Source organism: Corynebacterium sp. ES2715-CONJ3 (genome assembly GCF_024814365.1).
In the GTDB taxonomy this organism is placed as follows: Bacteria; Actinomycetota; Actinomycetes; order Mycobacteriales; family Mycobacteriaceae; genus Corynebacterium.
On record NZ_JANUXS010000004.1, the window covers coordinates 186,806 to 203,690 of the forward strand.

At 53.0% G+C, this 16,885-nt stretch carries 12 protein-coding genes; 5 read left to right on the forward strand and 7 right to left on the reverse strand.

Going from position 1 to position 16,885, the window contains the following annotated elements:
* The first annotated feature begins 28 nt into the window (after window positions 1-28).
* A complete protein-coding gene (locus NXT00_RS06400) occupies window positions 29-3,199 on the forward strand; it encodes a DUF3367 domain-containing protein (RefSeq protein ID WP_259158457.1) in 3,171 nt (1,056 codons plus the stop codon).
* Here NXT00_RS06400 and NXT00_RS06405 read toward each other — a convergent pair.
* From NXT00_RS06405 to NXT00_RS06425, 5 genes are all read right to left on the reverse strand, one after another.
* On the reverse strand, window positions 3,132-4,007 hold the full coding sequence (locus tag NXT00_RS06405) for a metal ABC transporter permease (protein ID WP_259078615.1): 876 nt from the start codon (window positions 4,005-4,007) through the stop codon (window positions 3,132-3,134). The two genes, NXT00_RS06400 and NXT00_RS06405, sit on opposite strands and share 68 nt — an antisense overlap.
* Complete coding sequence (locus tag NXT00_RS06410) at window positions 4,000-4,887, reverse strand: metal ABC transporter permease (RefSeq protein WP_259078614.1); 888 nt, start codon at window positions 4,885-4,887, stop codon at window positions 4,000-4,002. The genes NXT00_RS06405 and NXT00_RS06410 overlap by 8 nt, the downstream gene beginning before the upstream one ends.
* Window positions 4,884-5,549, reverse strand: a complete 666-nt coding sequence (locus tag NXT00_RS06415; RefSeq protein WP_259158458.1) for a metal ABC transporter ATP-binding protein — start codon at window positions 5,547-5,549, stop codon at window positions 4,884-4,886. Before NXT00_RS06415 ends, NXT00_RS06410 begins: the two co-directional genes overlap by 4 nt.
* A 129-nt stretch (window positions 5,550-5,678) precedes the next feature.
* Window positions 5,679-6,812 carry a metal ABC transporter substrate-binding protein gene (locus NXT00_RS06420; protein ID WP_259078610.1) on the reverse strand — a complete coding sequence of 378 codons (1,134 nt, stop codon included), beginning with the start codon at window positions 6,810-6,812 and terminating at the stop codon, window positions 5,679-5,681.
* A gap of 298 nt (window positions 6,813-7,110) precedes the next feature.
* Complete coding sequence (locus NXT00_RS06425; RefSeq protein ID WP_259078608.1) at window positions 7,111-8,211, reverse strand: acyltransferase; 1,101 nt, start codon at window positions 8,209-8,211, stop codon at window positions 7,111-7,113.
* Between the two features lie 76 nt (window positions 8,212-8,287).
* Here NXT00_RS06425 and NXT00_RS06430 point away from each other — a divergent pair, with 76 nt between their 5' ends.
* Window positions 8,288-9,415: a DUF3068 domain-containing protein gene (locus NXT00_RS06430; RefSeq protein WP_259158459.1), complete on the forward strand. Its 1,128-nt coding sequence runs from the start codon at window positions 8,288-8,290 to the stop codon at window positions 9,413-9,415.
* Between the two features lie 1,359 nt (window positions 9,416-10,774).
* Here NXT00_RS06430 and NXT00_RS06435 read toward each other — a convergent pair.
* Window positions 10,775-11,932 (reverse strand): glycosyltransferase family 4 protein, encoded by a 1,158-nt coding sequence (locus tag NXT00_RS06435; protein WP_259078606.1) that lies wholly within the window; start codon window positions 11,930-11,932, stop codon window positions 10,775-10,777.
* Window positions 11,933-11,992: 60 nt separating this feature from the next.
* Between NXT00_RS06435 and NXT00_RS06440 the strand changes: the two genes are divergently transcribed.
* Window positions 11,993-12,781, forward strand: a complete 789-nt coding sequence (locus NXT00_RS06440; RefSeq protein ID WP_259158460.1) for a bifunctional 2-polyprenyl-6-hydroxyphenol methylase/3-demethylubiquinol 3-O-methyltransferase UbiG — start codon at window positions 11,993-11,995, stop codon at window positions 12,779-12,781.
* Window positions 12,782-12,814: 33 nt separating this feature from the next.
* Here the strand turns inward: NXT00_RS06440 and NXT00_RS06445 are convergent, their stop codons facing one another.
* Window positions 12,815-14,653 (reverse strand): phosphoenolpyruvate carboxykinase (GTP), encoded by a 1,839-nt coding sequence (locus tag NXT00_RS06445; RefSeq protein ID WP_259078602.1) that lies wholly within the window; start codon window positions 14,651-14,653, stop codon window positions 12,815-12,817.
* Window positions 14,654-15,441: 788 nt separating this feature from the next.
* Between NXT00_RS06445 and trmB the strand changes: the two genes are divergently transcribed.
* The gene (gene trmB, locus NXT00_RS06450) at window positions 15,442-16,215 is read left to right on the forward strand and encodes a tRNA (guanosine(46)-N7)-methyltransferase TrmB (RefSeq protein ID WP_259078601.1); all 774 of its coding nucleotides are present in this window, start codon (window positions 15,442-15,444) and stop codon (window positions 16,213-16,215) included.
* Window positions 16,216-16,217: 2 nt separating this feature from the next.
* Window positions 16,218-16,880 carry an NYN domain-containing protein gene (locus NXT00_RS06455; protein ID WP_259078599.1) on the forward strand — a complete coding sequence of 221 codons (663 nt, stop codon included), beginning with the start codon at window positions 16,218-16,220 and terminating at the stop codon, window positions 16,878-16,880.
* The last annotated feature ends 5 nt before the right edge of the window (window positions 16,881-16,885 follow it).

A 16,885-nucleotide genomic window follows, 5' to 3' on the forward strand; every position in this document is an offset into this window, starting at 1 on the left:
TATCATGCAGGCGCGAAACTTAATGAAGGTGGCCAGCGCCAACGGTAGTACTCAGCGTGCGGCGCTCATTGGCTTCGTCACGTGTTTGCTCATTGTTTCACTGCAACCGCCAGGTCTTATCAGCGCCGACACTAAGATGGACCTCCTGATCAACCCAGGACAGTTTCTCAGCCATGCATTCAATCTCTATACTGACCGCTTCACTTTCGGGCAATTACAAAATCAGGCCTACGGATATTTTTTTCCACACGGAGCATTTTTTCTTCTTGGTTCCGTTTTGAATATCCCTCTCGTCATCGTAGAGCGTAGCTGGTGGCTCATTGTTCTCTTTACGGGCTATTTAGGATCTGTCCTATTACTAAAAAAGCTGGACATCGGTACCTTTTATATCCAGATCGTAGCCAGCTTCACATTTGTTTTAGCACCCCGAACTCTGAGCAATCTGACCACCATTTCCTCTGAAGTGTGGCCCATTATGCTCACCCCCTGGATCCTTCTGCCCATAATGGGCACCCAGCGATCAATAGCATTATCGGTTATTGCTGCAGGTTTCTTAGGGGGTATTAATGCCACAGCCTCTTGGGCAGCCGTTCTACCTGCGGCGCTGTACTTCATCTATGAACTGAGCTGCTGTTCTTACCGCAGTAGAACTCTCAAGCACTTTCTCTGGTGGGGAGTGGGGGTCCTGGGTATAAATAGCTGGTGGATTATTCCGCTGGGTTTTTTCTCTCGCTTCAGCGCCCCCTTCGTGGATTTCATCGAAAATACGGCTATCACTACGCGCTGGCTCAATCTTGCTGAGATTCTTAGAGGGACTACGAGCTGGGTGCCCTTCGTTGATAGTGAACGCAGTGCCGGTTTCCTCCTAGTCTCCTCCCCGACTGCGGTCGTCCTTACCCTAGCGGTGGCTACCATGGGTTTATGGGGACTAGCGTCCTATTCCCATCGTTCCTTCTGGCTGCTCGTGCTCGGCGTCGGCCTCATTATTTTTGGCGGAGCGGGGCATATTCCAACCCTCCTCGATTCTGGGCCTTTTGTGGCCCTTCGCAATATTTCGAAATTCGATGCTCTCTTAAGGCTTCCGCTTATGGTGGGCATCGCCCACTTAGGAACACGGTTCTCCTCCCACCCGAAGGAAATTCCGGCCCAGGTCTTAATATCCACGCTGGCCGTAGCTTCCTTTCTTCCCGCGCTGTCGGGGGGTTTGATGCCCAAGGGCGCTTTCGAGAAGATCCCCTCTTATTGGTATCAGGCCGCCGAGTATCTAGAAACCCATGCTGCCCATACCCGCACTTTGGTTCTTCCCGCCCGTGCTTTCGCTCGGCAGGAATGGGGGTGGACAAGGGATGAACCCATCCAATTTCTCACCGATATTCCCTTTGCGGTACGCGATGCTATTCCCCTGATCAACTCCGAGGCTATTCGTGGCTTAGACGGTATGACGGTAGTTCCGACACTGGATAATTTGCGCCGTCACGGAATCGGTGCGGTGCTCGTGCGCCACGATGTGAACAGCTCCCATGGAGCTGATTCGGTTCTCGATTTCTATGGACCTACCCAGCGCTTCGGCGAGGTAGAGATAGCCCTAATCGAACCAGATTTACAGCTCCTTACGGCTCGACTCGATCAGCTACCTATAGTTTCCGCTGGCGGTGAAGGCCTCGCCCTCATGGGTGCTGGAGCCTACCAACTAGCCACTGAATCTACCTTCAATCAATCCACTATTATCAGTGATACCCCAATAAAGGTAGCCCGCAACTACGGCTCCCTCGGACACAGTTCCGCGGCGCTACGCGCAGATGCACCGCGATCTGATCACGCTGATATCACCCACCGTGTCATCGACTATCCCTCATCAGCTCCCGCAAGTACTCTGGTCTTCTCAGGCGGGGTTGTAACCAGTTCTTCTGCGGCATCCGATGCCACTAATTTTCCCGCTCCTCGTCTTGATCAAGCGGCAACGGCTGCCATCGACTCGAGAACGGTGAGTGCTTGGTACCCACGAGCCGGAGCATCTGCAGGCGAATGGATTGAATTGCGCCCTGATGCGGAAGTACCTGATCCAGTTATCTCAGTGCGGCTCAGCGCCCGCACCCATCAGGCTGTTACAACCACGGTAACTGTGCACAATGGGGACGCACATATCACTAAGGAGCTTCAAACTGGTAAAGATTACCAGCTGCGTCTACCCGGAGGATCCTCCCACGGGGTGCGGCTTGAACTAGGCCGTTCTCTAGTGCCAGTAGGGGTAGCCGATTTTGGATATATCAACCATCCCATAACATCCAGTATTCGAGTGCCCGCAGCACCTCGAGGGGTTCAAGCATGGATTTTCCAGCGCTATTTCTATCCCACAGCCGTACTGGAACGCTCTTTTGAGGTACCGGAGGTTGTGGAGGTCGAGGTTGTGGCCCAACCATGTGAAAACTCGGTGCTCATTGATCAGCAGCGCTACCGGTGTGGGGATCGGCTTACCCTTAGTCCAGGCGTCCACTTCATGGAAAGTTATGCACATATGGTGCGGCTAGAAAAGGTGGGGGCCCAGCTACAGGGCGCCCCTTTGATGCCGCTAGAAGATTCTCACCCTACAGATGCCATAGCTGGGGCTACGATCAAACCGACTGAATATGATCGTGTTCTCCTCGTCTCGCGAGCCTATCAATCAGGCCTTGAAGCCACCCTTGGAAACCAGCAACTAAGTCCGATGGTCATTAACGCCGGAATGCAAGGCTTTGTTCTCCCTGCTAACAATGGTGGGGAATTTCGTCTCCGCTTCGCCGGGGAGTCGGGTTATCGCAGCGGCCTCCTCCTCGGCGCGCTGATGTCTCTCTTTACTGCGCTTATTGCTCTGCTGAGTGCACGTGCTCGCCCCCGTTTGTATCCCTTAGGCCCGGACTCTCTCCTAGCGCATGGTGTGATCACTGCTATCACCCTAATTGGGCTCATGCTGGCCGCTGGGTGGTGGGTTGCACCCCTGGCAGTAGTGGTTAGTTTTATCAGTCGCTACAGCTACTTTAGCCGTGGCGCCCTCATGATGGGCACCGGAGTTGTCCTGGCTCTTTGGTACGCTCGTGCTCCCTGGCCAGCACCGAACTATGCCGGCGATAACCTTGCAGTCACCGTACTAAGCGCTACCTTATTGCTGCTGTTGGTCTTCGGGCCGAAGCCGGAACCAGATACTGTTGTGCGCTCAGGATAAGTCGCGACAGTAGATAGAAACATCCCGCCGTAACCGCCACAGTGCCACCGGTTGAATAATTCAAATAGACCGCCACACCTAGACCAGTTAACCCAATAGCGATACCCGCCACGGTGCCGGCAATAATCAGACCGAAGAAAGTTCGGGTGAAATCTTTCAGTGCGGCAGCAGGGGCTACAAGAAGTGCTATGGAGAGGATCGAACCCACCGCCGGGATAGCAACCACCATTGAGGCACATAAAAGCGACAGAGTCAGCAGCTCCGCGATAAAAGGGACCAGCGAACGTCCGGCACGCGCATGGGAAATCTTAAAAGCGACGGGGTCGAAATAATAGAGCGATAGGTTCCGCCCGAAAGTGACGAGAACTATCGTGGCTACCACCGCTACTCCGATGGCAGAATACACATCCATATGGTTGACCGACACCAAAGAACCAGTTAAGAAACTCTCAACTTTCAGCGGCAATGGTTGGAACCATCTCAGCAGAAAAATGCCAAGGGAATAGCCGAGTGTCAGAACAATACCCGCAGCCGCCGTCGCGGAAATGCCCTCCAAACCTGCCAGATAGCGCATCAGTAAAGCCAGAGGGATACAGCATAGCGCCGCCCCTGCGAAGAGCCAGAGACTGAGATCGCCACCGATAAACTGGCCCACCACCACGCCAAGAACGGCTCCGGGGAACGTGCCATGAGATAGGGACTCAGAGAAGAATACGCGCTTTCCTAATACTGCAAGCGCACCAACGGCGCCCATCAGTCCGCCCACGACGATGACCTCGATGATAGGAAGGAAAAGGATATCAAGCATCAGCTAAACTCCCGCGACTGTGGAAGGTACGTTTCGTCCCTGGGCTAAGCCTGCTTCGAAGAGCGGCTACCACTAAAGCCAGCACAAAAACCACGATCAATGAAAGGGATACAGCGGCCTGGGGTGATACCTGACGAGAAAGGTTCAGATTCATCACAATGACACCGATAAAGGCAGCGATAATGCCGGAGGCCATTGCTACTACCACCATTGACCTCGGGGTGCGGCATAAGAGTCGAGCGGCAGAACCCGGGATGACGAGATATCCGATTACCAACAGCACTCCCACCGCCGAGGAAGCCGCCACCACGCAGGCGGCTATGGCTGCATTTAAGCAGGCATCAATCAGGGACGTTTTGTGCTTATTTGCCTCCGCAAAGGTGCGATCAAAAGCCACAAGTACCTGCTGGCGCCAGGTGATGAGAACTAAAGTAAGAGCGATAATGGCACAAACCAAAGCTTGGTTCATCCGAGTAGGGGTGATATCGAGCAGGCGACCGAACATAAGGCTATCGAGCTGACCGGAGTAATCGCCTATCGCCAAACTCATCACTACGCCGATCCCATAGAAGCTGGTCAACACCACTGCGGTACCTGCCTCCGGAGCTTGTCTTTTCGTGGTGAGAGTGAGCATAAAAGCCGCTAAAGCCGCTACCAGCGCAGCGCCTGGAATAATGCCTTCAATGCCGCCAATAGCAAGGCCTGCTACCATTCCGGGAAAAATGGAGTGCACCAGAGCCTCCACCGAGAATTCAACCGCCCGCAGGTTGACTAAAACACCGACGATACCACCAATAATTCCCAGTATGACGAGCACAATTAGAGCGCGATAAAGGTAAGGGACGGTGAAAATATCGATGAGTTGCTCTGTGGTAATCATAGAGCCCGACCACCAAGGACATCGTGAGTATCTCTGATATTGACTTGGCCGCCACCGACCTCAGCACAGCGTTCGCACACCTGATCTGCAAGATCATAGTCATGTGTGGAGATGATAATGGCAGTACCGCTGGCCTTTAAGCGCCTAATGGTTTCCACTAAGACACGTCTCGATTCCACATCGAGACCATTAAAGGGTTCGTCGAGAAGGACAAGACTTGGTTCGGTCACCAGTGCACGTGCGATGAGTACGCGTTGCCGCTGACCACCGGAGAGATCGCCGAAGCGGGTATTCGCTTTATCAGATAACCCAACGACATCGAGTGCATATTCGACTTTCTGTGCCGATACTCTTCTCCACCATGGGGTGGATGCATAGAGTCCCATCTGCACAACCTGCTTAGCGGTGACGGGGAAGGATAAATCGACATCTTGGTACTGGGGGACATAACCCACAGTGCCATCGTATTCGATCTCGCCTTGCACCCGGCAGAGACCGATAATGCCTTTAAGGAGGGTGGATTTGCCGGAACCATTAGGCCCGATCAGACCCAAGGCATCACCATGGGCTAGACGGAAATTCACATTGGCTAAGACGGTTTCTGGCCCATAACCGCAGGACACTTTATCCATTGTGATTACGGGGGTGCGTGGAGTAGTCACAGTATTCCTTTGATGGGGGCGAGGGTGTCGATGAAATTTTTTCTGTTGAAAGTTCAAGACCCCACAGCCACCTTTTCTAGTTCTCTTAGAGGGGCTGTGGGGTACAGATATAATGCGCCTAGAAAGCGTTTAGTTCTTGGCGAACTCTTGCAACGATGCTGGCAATGGGGCTACGGTGCCATCCCATGCTTCAACCAGGGTGGTCACATTGTGGATAATGGAACCGATATAGGTTTCACCAGCGGAACCTACGGGGCCCAACGAGTCGCCGTAGAGGGCGTCTTCGTCGGTAATAGCCTTAACGCCGGCGACCCGCGCGATTGCCTCGATCGACTTCGAGTTATTGGAATTTTCGGCAAAGAGAGCGCGAGCGCCAGAGGCCTTCACTTCTTCAGCAGCCTGCTGGATATGATCAGCGGTAGCATCCTGCTGGTGGTTGAAGTCGCTGAGAGCGGCGCCGACAAATTTCACGCCATAGGACTCAGAAAAATAACCAAAGGCGTCATGGGAGGTAAACAGCGTGCGGTTCTCTTGAGGCACCGAGTTGATTGAATCCTGAACCCACTGATCGAGTTCATCCAGCTTAGCCTTGTAGGTATCCACTGCGTCTTTGAATACGTCAGCGGCGGCAGGGTCAGCTTTAGTGAGCACTGAACCGATATTGGTCACCTGAATGGCAGCCCGTTTCGGATCGGTCCAGATATGAGGATCGTGGGTGAACTCTGGGGTTTCGCCTGGTTCTATGAATGGCCACTCGCGAACCTCTACTTTTTCTACGCCGAGGTCAACATCGAAACCCTCACCTTTTTCATCGCTCACACCTGAGGTCACAGCCATGGTGCCTTTGAAGCCCGAGGAGCTAATAGCAGAATCGAGGAAGTGCTCAAGATCTACGCCGTTGACAAAGAAGAGGTCAGCATTGCCCAGTGCCTTCATCTGCTTCGGGGTCATCTCGTGCTCGTGAGCGGAGGCATTAGGAGCTAGTAAGCAGGTGAGGTCAAGAGTAACATCGCCGGAACCAGAGGTGGTCTCCTGACCTTGAGCATCTGTCTTCTCCAAGGTCATACCAGTGGCGGCGATATGGGTCAGGTAATCACAAATCTGAGTTGTGGTTGCTACCGCGTGGACCACCTGAGCGCTGTCCATCTTGGCGTTATCGGTAGTAGTCTCCATGCCTGCATCGGTGGAGCTGCAGCCGGCAAGAACGAGGGCGGCAGATCCTGCGAGTGCGCAGCAAGATAATACGGAACGAGAAATTCTCATCTCTAAAGCTCGACAATCTTCTAGCTTGTACTCCCCAGTAACATCGATAATACGAGTGTGTTCCAGGGGAGGTTGTGGTCAGTTGTGCTGGCAACCTCACTTAGGTTGCTATATTCTTCTCGGAAACGATCGTCCACCTGGACTTACGTGATTTTGGGTCCATCTATATACCTGCTGGAGATGCCAGGTGCAGAAGGCTAGAGGATAACCGTTTCCATGAATATAAAGTTAAGCACACCTAAGTTACAACTTCAAGCAGATCTAGCACAACTCACCACGCAGAAAAACCAGAGCTTAATCACGATATAGGTTGATCTTTCAGACGAGAAAACAATCCTAAAATCCACCGCTGCGCAGGTTTTTCCACCAGCTCATACCCCGCATAGGCAAGTGCGAGCGACCCGAAAAAGGTCCACCCCCAAATAGTAAGAAAATGTCCAGAAAAAAGAGGTGTCTGGGTCATTGTAATGACCACGGAAAGGACGGGGAGATGGACAAGAAAAAAAGAATAGCTAATCCGGCCAAGGTACGTGACGGGTGCGGTGGTATAAATCGACCTCCCCTCCGCCCATATATAGGGGCCTATAATAAAGATACTGAATACTCCCCCAAGGAGAATTCGAACCGTAAATTCTCCAGGACTGGGATGAGTAAGCCCTAGAGGCCCTACCCACTCCTGGCCCGCGATATAGGCAATAATGAGTGCGCCAACAACACACGGGACGCGCGCCCTAAACCATGCTCGAGCCAAAGGCGATCCTGCACATCGCGGTTCTAGTTCGGCGGCTATGATTCCGAGTGCAAACCATAAAAAGAAAGCGGGTGGGTAGATCTGCCGGTTGGCGATTCCAGGCGCCGGGCTAGCTATAACCCACGGCAGCCAGGCCCATCCCAAACTGATAGCTGCCAAGGCCACGATAACTAAGATGCGCCCCCAGGGAGGGAAACGTTTCAGCACACAATATAACGGCGGAACGAGTAGATAAAAGGCTATCTCGACGACCAAACTCCACAGATGAGTCAATCCGCCGATAAGACCCTGCGGAATGTAGAGCTGTGTAAAACTTAGATGTGCAATAATAAGTGATTTACTCATTGCAAAGCTGTCAGATAAAAGTGCCCACGCTAGCAATACCATAATCCAATATGCTGGTACGATACGGGCGAACCGGCGCATATAATAACCCTGGTAACGATGCTGTCGCCACAATACAAAAGCCGAAAGCGTGAAGAAAACGGCCACGAAGAAATCGAAACGGGCAATGATAGCTCCCCCTACACTGCGCGGATCAAGACCGGTTTGGAAAGCGATATGAGTAGTCATGACTCCTAGCGCCGCAACCCCCCGCACTCCTTCGAGGGCAGGTTTAAAACGCGGAATATGAGGGTTTTCAGACATAGTTTTAGTGTCTATGAGCGCCACGGGGAAGTAAAGTATGTACGAAAATCTCTGCAGGAATCGAAGGAGGTAAGCGATGATCGCAGCTCATCTCACTCCGGATGTGTTAGCTCTCACTCTGCGCCCATTGCAGCCCGGATGGGATATGCAGATGATCTCCCAGAGCACCAAGGCGGAGATCATCAAACCCACGAAAACCTGCGTAGATATTCACCCCTGTCGTCTCGATTTCCAGGACGTGACTCTCCAGCGTCGAGTGCGTAGTGCAGCTGCTCAGAATCCGCAGCACCGCGGCGATCATACCATCAGCGTGCACTCCGAGCAGCGGCTAAGCACCAACGAGGGCGTAGAGCTTTTTCATATAAGTGATGATGTCGAATTAGATGCACAGACAGCCTTTCCCGTCCTTGGTCCCCGTTCTTCCGTTGAGTTGACGGCGCCCTATTTCAATCTCCACATCGATTCTTCCCAATTCGCCCGCGGCGGACTGCAATATTTCTTTCCCTATAAGCCAGCACGAGTGAGCTATAGATTTTTCGATATATTGGCAGGTAAAGAGGCCCCCTTGGATTATGTGGAGACGATATCCCGCGGCGATTCACCACGTGCGAGCGCAGGCGACGTACTGGTGTATCAACAAGAAATACCGGCAACGGCCCTAACCAGCAGCTCTCTTATCTTAGAAAATCTGTCTCCAGAGGGAAGAGCTCATAAAAAAGATTCATCAGGCAGCGCCACGCTGGCAGATCTCTCGAATCGTGACTTATATGTTGAAGCCTCAGCCTTTTACTCTCCCGGTTCTGCGGCAGCGGCGGCGGGTACGGTGCCGCTGCGTCCTTACTACGCCGCCTACCGACGCGTTTTTGTCGAATCGCATACCGGTGTCATCCTCAATGAGGTCAATAATATTTACGTTTTCTTCGCCCAGAATCTTCGTGAAGCGACTGACACTGCGCGCGCTGCACAATTGTCGGACCCTCAGGAGATCCCAGGCGATAAGTATCGAACAATTTTCAAGGCGCGATTTGAATGGGATGAGGCAACCCAACAGGCACTGGTGCAGCTCGCTCGCCCCACGGTTCGGACGCTTTTCTTTGGCCAACTTATTCCTTATATGATCGAGGTACTTGCCCTTGTTTTGATCGTATATTCCGTGAGCCACCGTCTGAGAATCGCTAGGTGCCGAACCGCTGAAAAGAGTTGATATGACTGCTCGCATACCCAAGCGGTGGGGTTTGGATCCAGCAATTATGTGGGCGGGATTTTTGATCATGGCGATCGTGGGAGTTTTCATTCACCCTGGATCCTTATTGTGGCGGGATATGGTGGTACTCGACCATCCGATCCTGCACCTCGATGCAGTTGGCTTCGGTTTCCAGCCGGCGAGAGCTGTCCCGCAAGATGGTTTTTTAGCTCTGATCGGGATCCTTCTGCCTGCTTCATGGGTTGTGCGTGTCCTGCTCGTTGGTGCCGCCAGCATAGGGGCATGGGCAGGCTATCACATGAGTATGCGTACGCTGCCGCGAATGGCTGCGATCACGATTATCGTATGGAATCCTTTTGTTATCGAGCGCTTCCTCCAAGGGCACTGGTCATTGGCCTTCGTGGCCTGGCTGTTGCCGGCAATCGTAGTACTGCGCCGACGACCCGCTAGCCAGTTATTTTTGGTGTGGCTATGTAGTTTGACGCCATCTGGTCTCATTTTTGCAGCCATCACGGCGTGGACTGTCTCTGCTAAGCGTCTGATCGTCGCATCGTTTTCGGTCATCTGTGCGTTGCCCTGGCTCGTCCCCAGCATACTGCACCCTCCCATAGCCTCTGATACCTCGCTCTTTTTGGGTCGCGCTGAGAAAGGTCTGGGCACATTAGGAAGTTTTTTGAGCTTGGGGGGGATCTGGAATTCCGAGGCGATACCAGTTTCGCGGACCATGGGGTTCGGAATCGCTGGCCTTATTCTTTTCGTATTACTGGCCGCTTTTATGCCCAGGCGTCTAAAACTCTTGAGTGCAGGAGCGATCCTGGTCTTTGTTATGGTGTGGGTTTATCCGACTATTCTTGGGATAATTCCTGGTGCAGCGCTAGTGCGAGATTCACAGAAGCTCGCCATCCTTCTCATCCCAGGACTAGCATGGGCGGCGGCGCGAATGCGCCCGTCGATAGCACTTGTGGTGGTGCTGCTCGCCCTTGCAAATGTCCCGGATGCTTCGTTGAGTATGCAGGCCTTAAAAGCTACCCCCCTCTCGAAGGAGTGGGAGGAGTTGGGCCAAGAATTTTCACAAGAAGAATACCGCGGCGCAGTGCTCAATCTCGATTCCTCAGGCTTGCTCACTCTCGGGGATAGAGTGGTAGTCGATCCCGCACATAAGGTGCTGCCTCTGCTGAGTTCTGGGGCGCTCAAAGTCGAGGGACAAGTGGCGGATCCTCCGCGCGAAGAATTCTTGCACGCGGTGGATGCGTATCGCACTGGACGGGTGGATGAACTTAATCGCATGGGCATTAGCCATATCAAAAAGGGTGGCATTCTCAGCCCATTACCCATCACTCATATTGAGGTTTTCGAATCTCAGCGCCGCGACTTCACACTGGGCTTGAGCATTCTTCTTATCTGGCTCATGAGTGGCGTGGGGGCTCTGTCTATGGCCACCTGGCGGTTAATCAGATCAAGAAAAGCACGGCCCGTCTCATCCCAGGAATAACCTTGCACTTTGTGCCTGGCATAGTCTCCGAGGCGGGCAATCTGGGTAGGATCTCGCAATAAGTCGCCGACCATCGTTGCCATCTGTTCCGAAGTATCGACAAGCATTCCGCTTTTCCCGTGGTCAATGGAATCGCGTAACCCCCCAGAGCTCGAGTAGCCAATCGTAGGGACGCCATGCTGGGCGGCTTCAACGACCGCGATCCCCCAGCCCTCCTTTCGCGAAGGCATCAGGTGGAGATCGGCACGCTCTAAGAGGGCGTGTTTGCGTTCTTCGCTGACGTGGCCATGAAAAACCACCCGATCGTAGACGTTGAGGGACTGAGCATAGGCTCGTAAATTATCCTCCCACCACCCAGAACCCACGATATCTAAGATGGCCGTCGGCTGCTTGCACATCACTGCGATGGCATCTTCGATGTGCTTATGCGGCACGAGCCTGGAAAGAGTAATAAGGTGAGGACGCTGGTCCTGGGGTAACGCGGGTACCGATGGCGGAAGAGGATCGATCCCATTATGGATGATTGTGATATTCTCCGGCGCATAGCCCACCTCTTCCAATTCTTCCTTGCTGGGTACTGAGACTGTAACGACGGGGTGGTCGGCGTATACCCAAGGAGCTATGCGGGATTCAATCAACCACCCAATTTTCGCAATCAACTTTCCTGCTACGGGCCATTGCAACCGGTGGCAGTGGTGCACCAGGAGGATTACAGGGGCTCTAGAGAATAGCGTGGCAAAAAACGGAATGCCGTTTTGGGTATCAATAATCGCGTCTGCGTGGCGTAACTTTCCCCATAGAAGCTGACAGGCGGTGGATATATAGGTGGTAAATTTCCCACCACTGCGAAGATACTGAACGCCGTGACGCTGCGAGCTGGATGGGGAACCCGGGTAGCGGGCGCTATGGAAGATGACCTCGTGGCCTTGGGCAGCGAGATATTCGCCCACTCGCTCAAGGTATCGCTCACTACCACCACCTTGGGGGTGTGTGGTGTCGCGCCAACACAGCAGAATTATTTTCATAGCAATCGTGCTCAACACTAGCAATTTTTTCAAGATCCATGAGATCCTGAAAGGATGCGCTTGCCCACCTTTTTGCCTACGCTTGCCAGACTCGCTACCTTGAGCCGCTCCGTGGAGTTATTGAAAGCAGTCACAAAAGAGCGTAGTGATCGGGATTTTTTCTACCAGTTCTTGGCAAAAGATAGTGCTCAACAACTCGCCGCTTTAGCCAAGGATATTAACCACTGGGATCTTCACGGCCGGGGCATTCTTGATATCGGAGGCGGCCCTGGGTACTTCGAGGAAGAATTCTTTCGTGCGGGGGCTCATTATGTGGGTCTGGAGCCGGATCTGCGGGAATTATCAGCAGCGGGACTTTCCCATCATATGATGGTTCGCGGAGACGGTATGTCCTTGCCTTTTGCCACCGATAGCTTTGATATCACCTATTCCTCGAATGTGGTTGAGCATATTCCTGATCCACAGGCGATGATGGCTGAGATGGCGCGTGTGACCACACCTGGGGGGCTCATATTTATCAGCTATACCATTTGGCTAGGACCCTTTGGCGGTCATGAGACGGGTCTGTGGCAGCACTACGTGGGTGGTCGTTTTGCCCGCTGGCATTATGAGAGAAAGCATGGTCATAGGCCCAAGAATTTTTTTGGACAGTCTCTTTTCGCAGTCTCGTGTAGCCAGGGGTTAAAGTGGGCACACGCTTTAGTGGATCTTCATCAGGTAGAAATTTGTGCCTTCTTCCCTCGCTATCATCCTTGGTGGGCGTGGTGGATCTGGCGGGTGCCTCTTGTGCGGGAATTTTTAGTGAGTAATTTGGTTATTATACTGCGCAAAAAGCACCCCAGCTTGTAGCCGGAGTGCTTTGAGGAGAGTGGTTTGTCGCTGCTACGAGCGCTGCTGCGCAGTCTTGATTCGCTCACCAAGCTTAGCTAATTCCTGATGCACCTCATCGGGAACACTCTTACCGAGGAAGTCGATATATTTTGAATTCTCGGCGAAGTCCGCAGCCCACTTATCGGGGTCAGCAGTGAGGGCCTGGGCGACGTCCTCAGGGGAGTACCCTTCTAGGCCGGTGAGGTCGATATCTTCGGCGCGTGCGGTATAGCCCACGACGGTTTCCTCGGCTCCTACGCGGCCTTCAATGCGGTCGACGATCCACTTGAGGACGCGAGAATTGTCGCCAAATCCAGGCCACAGGAAGCGTCCATCATCACCCTTGCGGAACCAGTTGACGAGGAAGATCTTTGGCATCTTATCGCCACCTTTGACTCCCATATCAACCCAATGCTGGAGGTACTTTCCGGCGTTGTATCCAATAAATGGAAGCATGGCCATAGGGTCGTGGCGCAGGGTGCCTACCTGCCCCTCAGCGGCAGCCGTTTGACCTGAGGAGAGTAGGGCACCGATTAAGGTTCCGTGGTTCCACGAATAGGTTTGGGTGACGAGAGGGACGGTATCTGGGCGGCGGCCGCCAAAGAGGATGGCATCGATGCGTACGCCTCGGGGATCATCCACCTCTGGGGCAGCAATAGGGCACTGCGAAATCGGGACCGCATACCGTGAGTTAGGGTGGGCGGCCTTGGTATCGGAGTCCGGGGTCCAGTCATTGCCATGCCAATCGATCAGATGAGCTGGAAGTTCCTCGGTGAGGCCTTCCCACCAAACGTCACCGTCATCGGTCAAAGCGACATTGGTAAATAGGGAATTTCCCGGCTCCATGGTCTTCATAGCCATGGGGTTAGAATCGTAATTGGTACCAGGGGCCACACCAAAGAATCCGTTCTCAGGATTAAAGGCGTGGAGGTAGCCATCGTCTGCGATATAGAGCCAGGCAATATCGTCACCCACAACCTCAGCCTTCCAGCCGGGAATAGTGGGGGTGATCATAGCAAGGTTGGTTTTACCGCAGGCGGATGGGAACGCGGCGGCCACATTGTAGTGCTTGCCTTCGGGGTTGGTGAGCTTAAGGATGAGCATATGCTCAGCCATCCATCCTTCTTCCTCCGCCATAACTGAAGCGATACGCAAGGCGAAGCATTTCTTGGCGAGGATAGCGTTTCCACCATAACCCGATCCGTAGGACCAGATTTCCTTAGTTTCGGGGAAGTGGGTGATGTATTTATCGTCGTTGCACGGCCACGCGACGTCTTCTTCTCCCGCAGCTAGTGGATGGCCCACGGAATGCAGGCAGCGCACGAAATCTTTATTGCCTAAGCGGTCGAGGGCGGCCTGTCCCATGCGGGTCATAATACGCATGGACATCACCACATACGGGGAATCGGTAAGCTGTACGCCAATTTTAGGTTCGTCCGCCGAGAGCGGACCCATAGCGAAGGGAACCACGTACATGGTGCGGCCCTTCATCGAGCCCGTGAATTTCTCGGTAAGGAGCTCTTTCATAGCCGCTGGCTCGTACCAGTTATTAGTAGGGCCAGCGCCATCCTCGGTTGGGGAGCAGATGAAGGTCCGGGATTCGACGCGGGCGACGTCACTAGGGTTGGAGCGGGCGAGGAAGGAATTGGGGCGCTTATCCTCGTTGAGACGGATGAGGGTTCCCGCCTCAACCAGTTCTTCGCTCATGCGGTCCCACTCCTCTTGGGAACCGTCGGCGAAGACAACGCGATCGGGCTGGAATATTTTCTCATGAGCCGCAATCCACTCGAGCAATTTCTCGTTTGTGGTGGGCGCCTCGCCGCTGAGCCCGCTAATGGTTACGTGTGACATTTTCTCTCCTAACGTTGTGGGTCGATGTCTCATCGGTAGCTTTTTCAGGCTTATCGCTATCGATTTTCACTATATCCCCATTATCGAAAATCACTAACCGAAATTCTAGAGACTAAGATCACAAAGGCTTGCACACTAGAGCTAAGTCTCTCCACTAAAACACCCACACACTGGGGAAACCAAACAGAGAGATACTCTTAACGCAATGACTCACACTTGCTGTGATAAAAATCTTAAACCCCAATTTACCTGATTAAGAGGGTGGTATTCTAACATTTTCGGCAAATAAAACCTTTGTTACCCCTGATGAAACTCCCCCCTCATAATCCCCCGCACTTCTCACCATTTGGAAGAAACTGCAGCAGGTTGACGTTATCTAAGGAGACTAATTGAGGAAACGGGGGTGATAATAATCATAAAAATTATTCCTCTCGCAGCTCTTCCATGCCTAGAATTCGAGGAAGAATATGCAGCACTCCACCAGAAAATAAGACATCACCTTACCCAAAAGACACAAGCTCCGGAGAGCCCTGATCGCACCCCCGCCCCTATATCCGCCGTCATTGCCTGCATCGCCTTTAAGCCTGAGATCTCGCATTCAACTAAGCGATTATTCCTATACCTCTAAAGAGCAGCCTGCGGGGGTGACACCTGAGGACCAACTCTTAGCCAAAGAAGGGATCGGTTATACTGACTGTCAATTTGAGTCACACCAGTAACAGGTGCGAGGGCTAAATTCCGCGCACCCAATATTGAGTTCAGCACTATACAAGGGCAAGATAGAGGCGATGAATACTCCTGATCACTCTGAAAATAGGGTGGGCGAGCTTCCCTCAGGCCGTCCACTTCAAACTGATTTCAATACCGAATTTAATAATAATCTTGATTATCCCCGCCTCGGCACCGTCAGCTTCCGTCGCGGCACCCTGACTGAGAATCAAGAAAAAATGTGGGAAGAAAAGTGGCCACACCTTGGTCGCATTCTCAGCGATGAGATTATCGATATTGACGCATGGTTTGGCCGCTCTCACCACCCCACCATCCTTGAGATTGGTTCGGGCACTGGCACATCAACTGCAGCCATGGCTCCTTTAGAGGCCGATACCAATATTATTGCCTGCGAGCTATATAAACCGGGACTCGCCAAACTCATGGGCGCTATTGTGCGTCACGATATTAATAATATCCGTATGATTCGCGGCGACGGCGTTGAGGTTTTAGCCCGTATGTTTAACCCCGAGAGTCTCGACGGTGTCCGAATCTTCTTCCCTGATCCCTGGCCCAAAGCGCGACACCACAAAAGACGCATCGTGCAATCCGGGGTCCTCAATCTCATCGCCTCACGCTTAAAGCCTGGCGGAGTGCTTCATATCGCCACCGATCACGCAGATTATACTGAGTGGATCAGCGAGCTTATCTCAGTTGAACCACACTTAATCTACCAGCCTTGGCCATGGGCTGAATGCCCTCAGCTCACCGACCGACAGGTGATTACCAAATTCGAAGGCAAAGGCCTCGACAAAGATCACACCATCACCGAATTCTTGTGGCGTAAAGGTTAATCATGGATAATTCCTTCGTTCTCGGCGGCGCCTCCCCTGCATCGGGCGACACCCTTCTTCTAGTCTGGGACGCACCCAATATGGATATGGGGCTTGGCGCCATCCTAGGTGGGCGTCCCAGCCCCAACCACCGCCCCCGCTTTGACGCCATCGGGCACTGGTTATTGGCCAAGGCAGGCGAACTCGCCCACCATACTGGCGTGAAAATCGAAGCCGAGGCCACCGTATTTACCAATGTCTCCACTGGTAGCTCCGATGCCGTTCGGCCCTGGGTGGAAGCACTGCGCAATATCGGCTTCGCTGTTTTTGCTAAACCCAAACTCACCGACGATACCGATGTGGACCCCGATATGCTCGAGCATATTGAAAAGCGCCACAAAGAGGGCGTTCTTAAAGGGGTCATCGTCGCGTCCGCCGACGGACAAAATTTTCTCCCGCAGCTTGAAGAACTCGCCAACGATGGAGTTGTCATAACCGTCATCGGCTTTCACGAACATGCCTCGTGGGCGGTAGCAAGCGAGCATATTAACTTCGTTGACCTTGAGGAAATCCCGGGCGTCTTTCGTGAACCTTTGCCTCGAATTTCTTTGGATTCGCTGCCTGATCACGGTGCGTGGCTGCCTCCATTTAGACCACTGAGCAGCCTTTTAACAGGGCGAGGCTAGGAGAA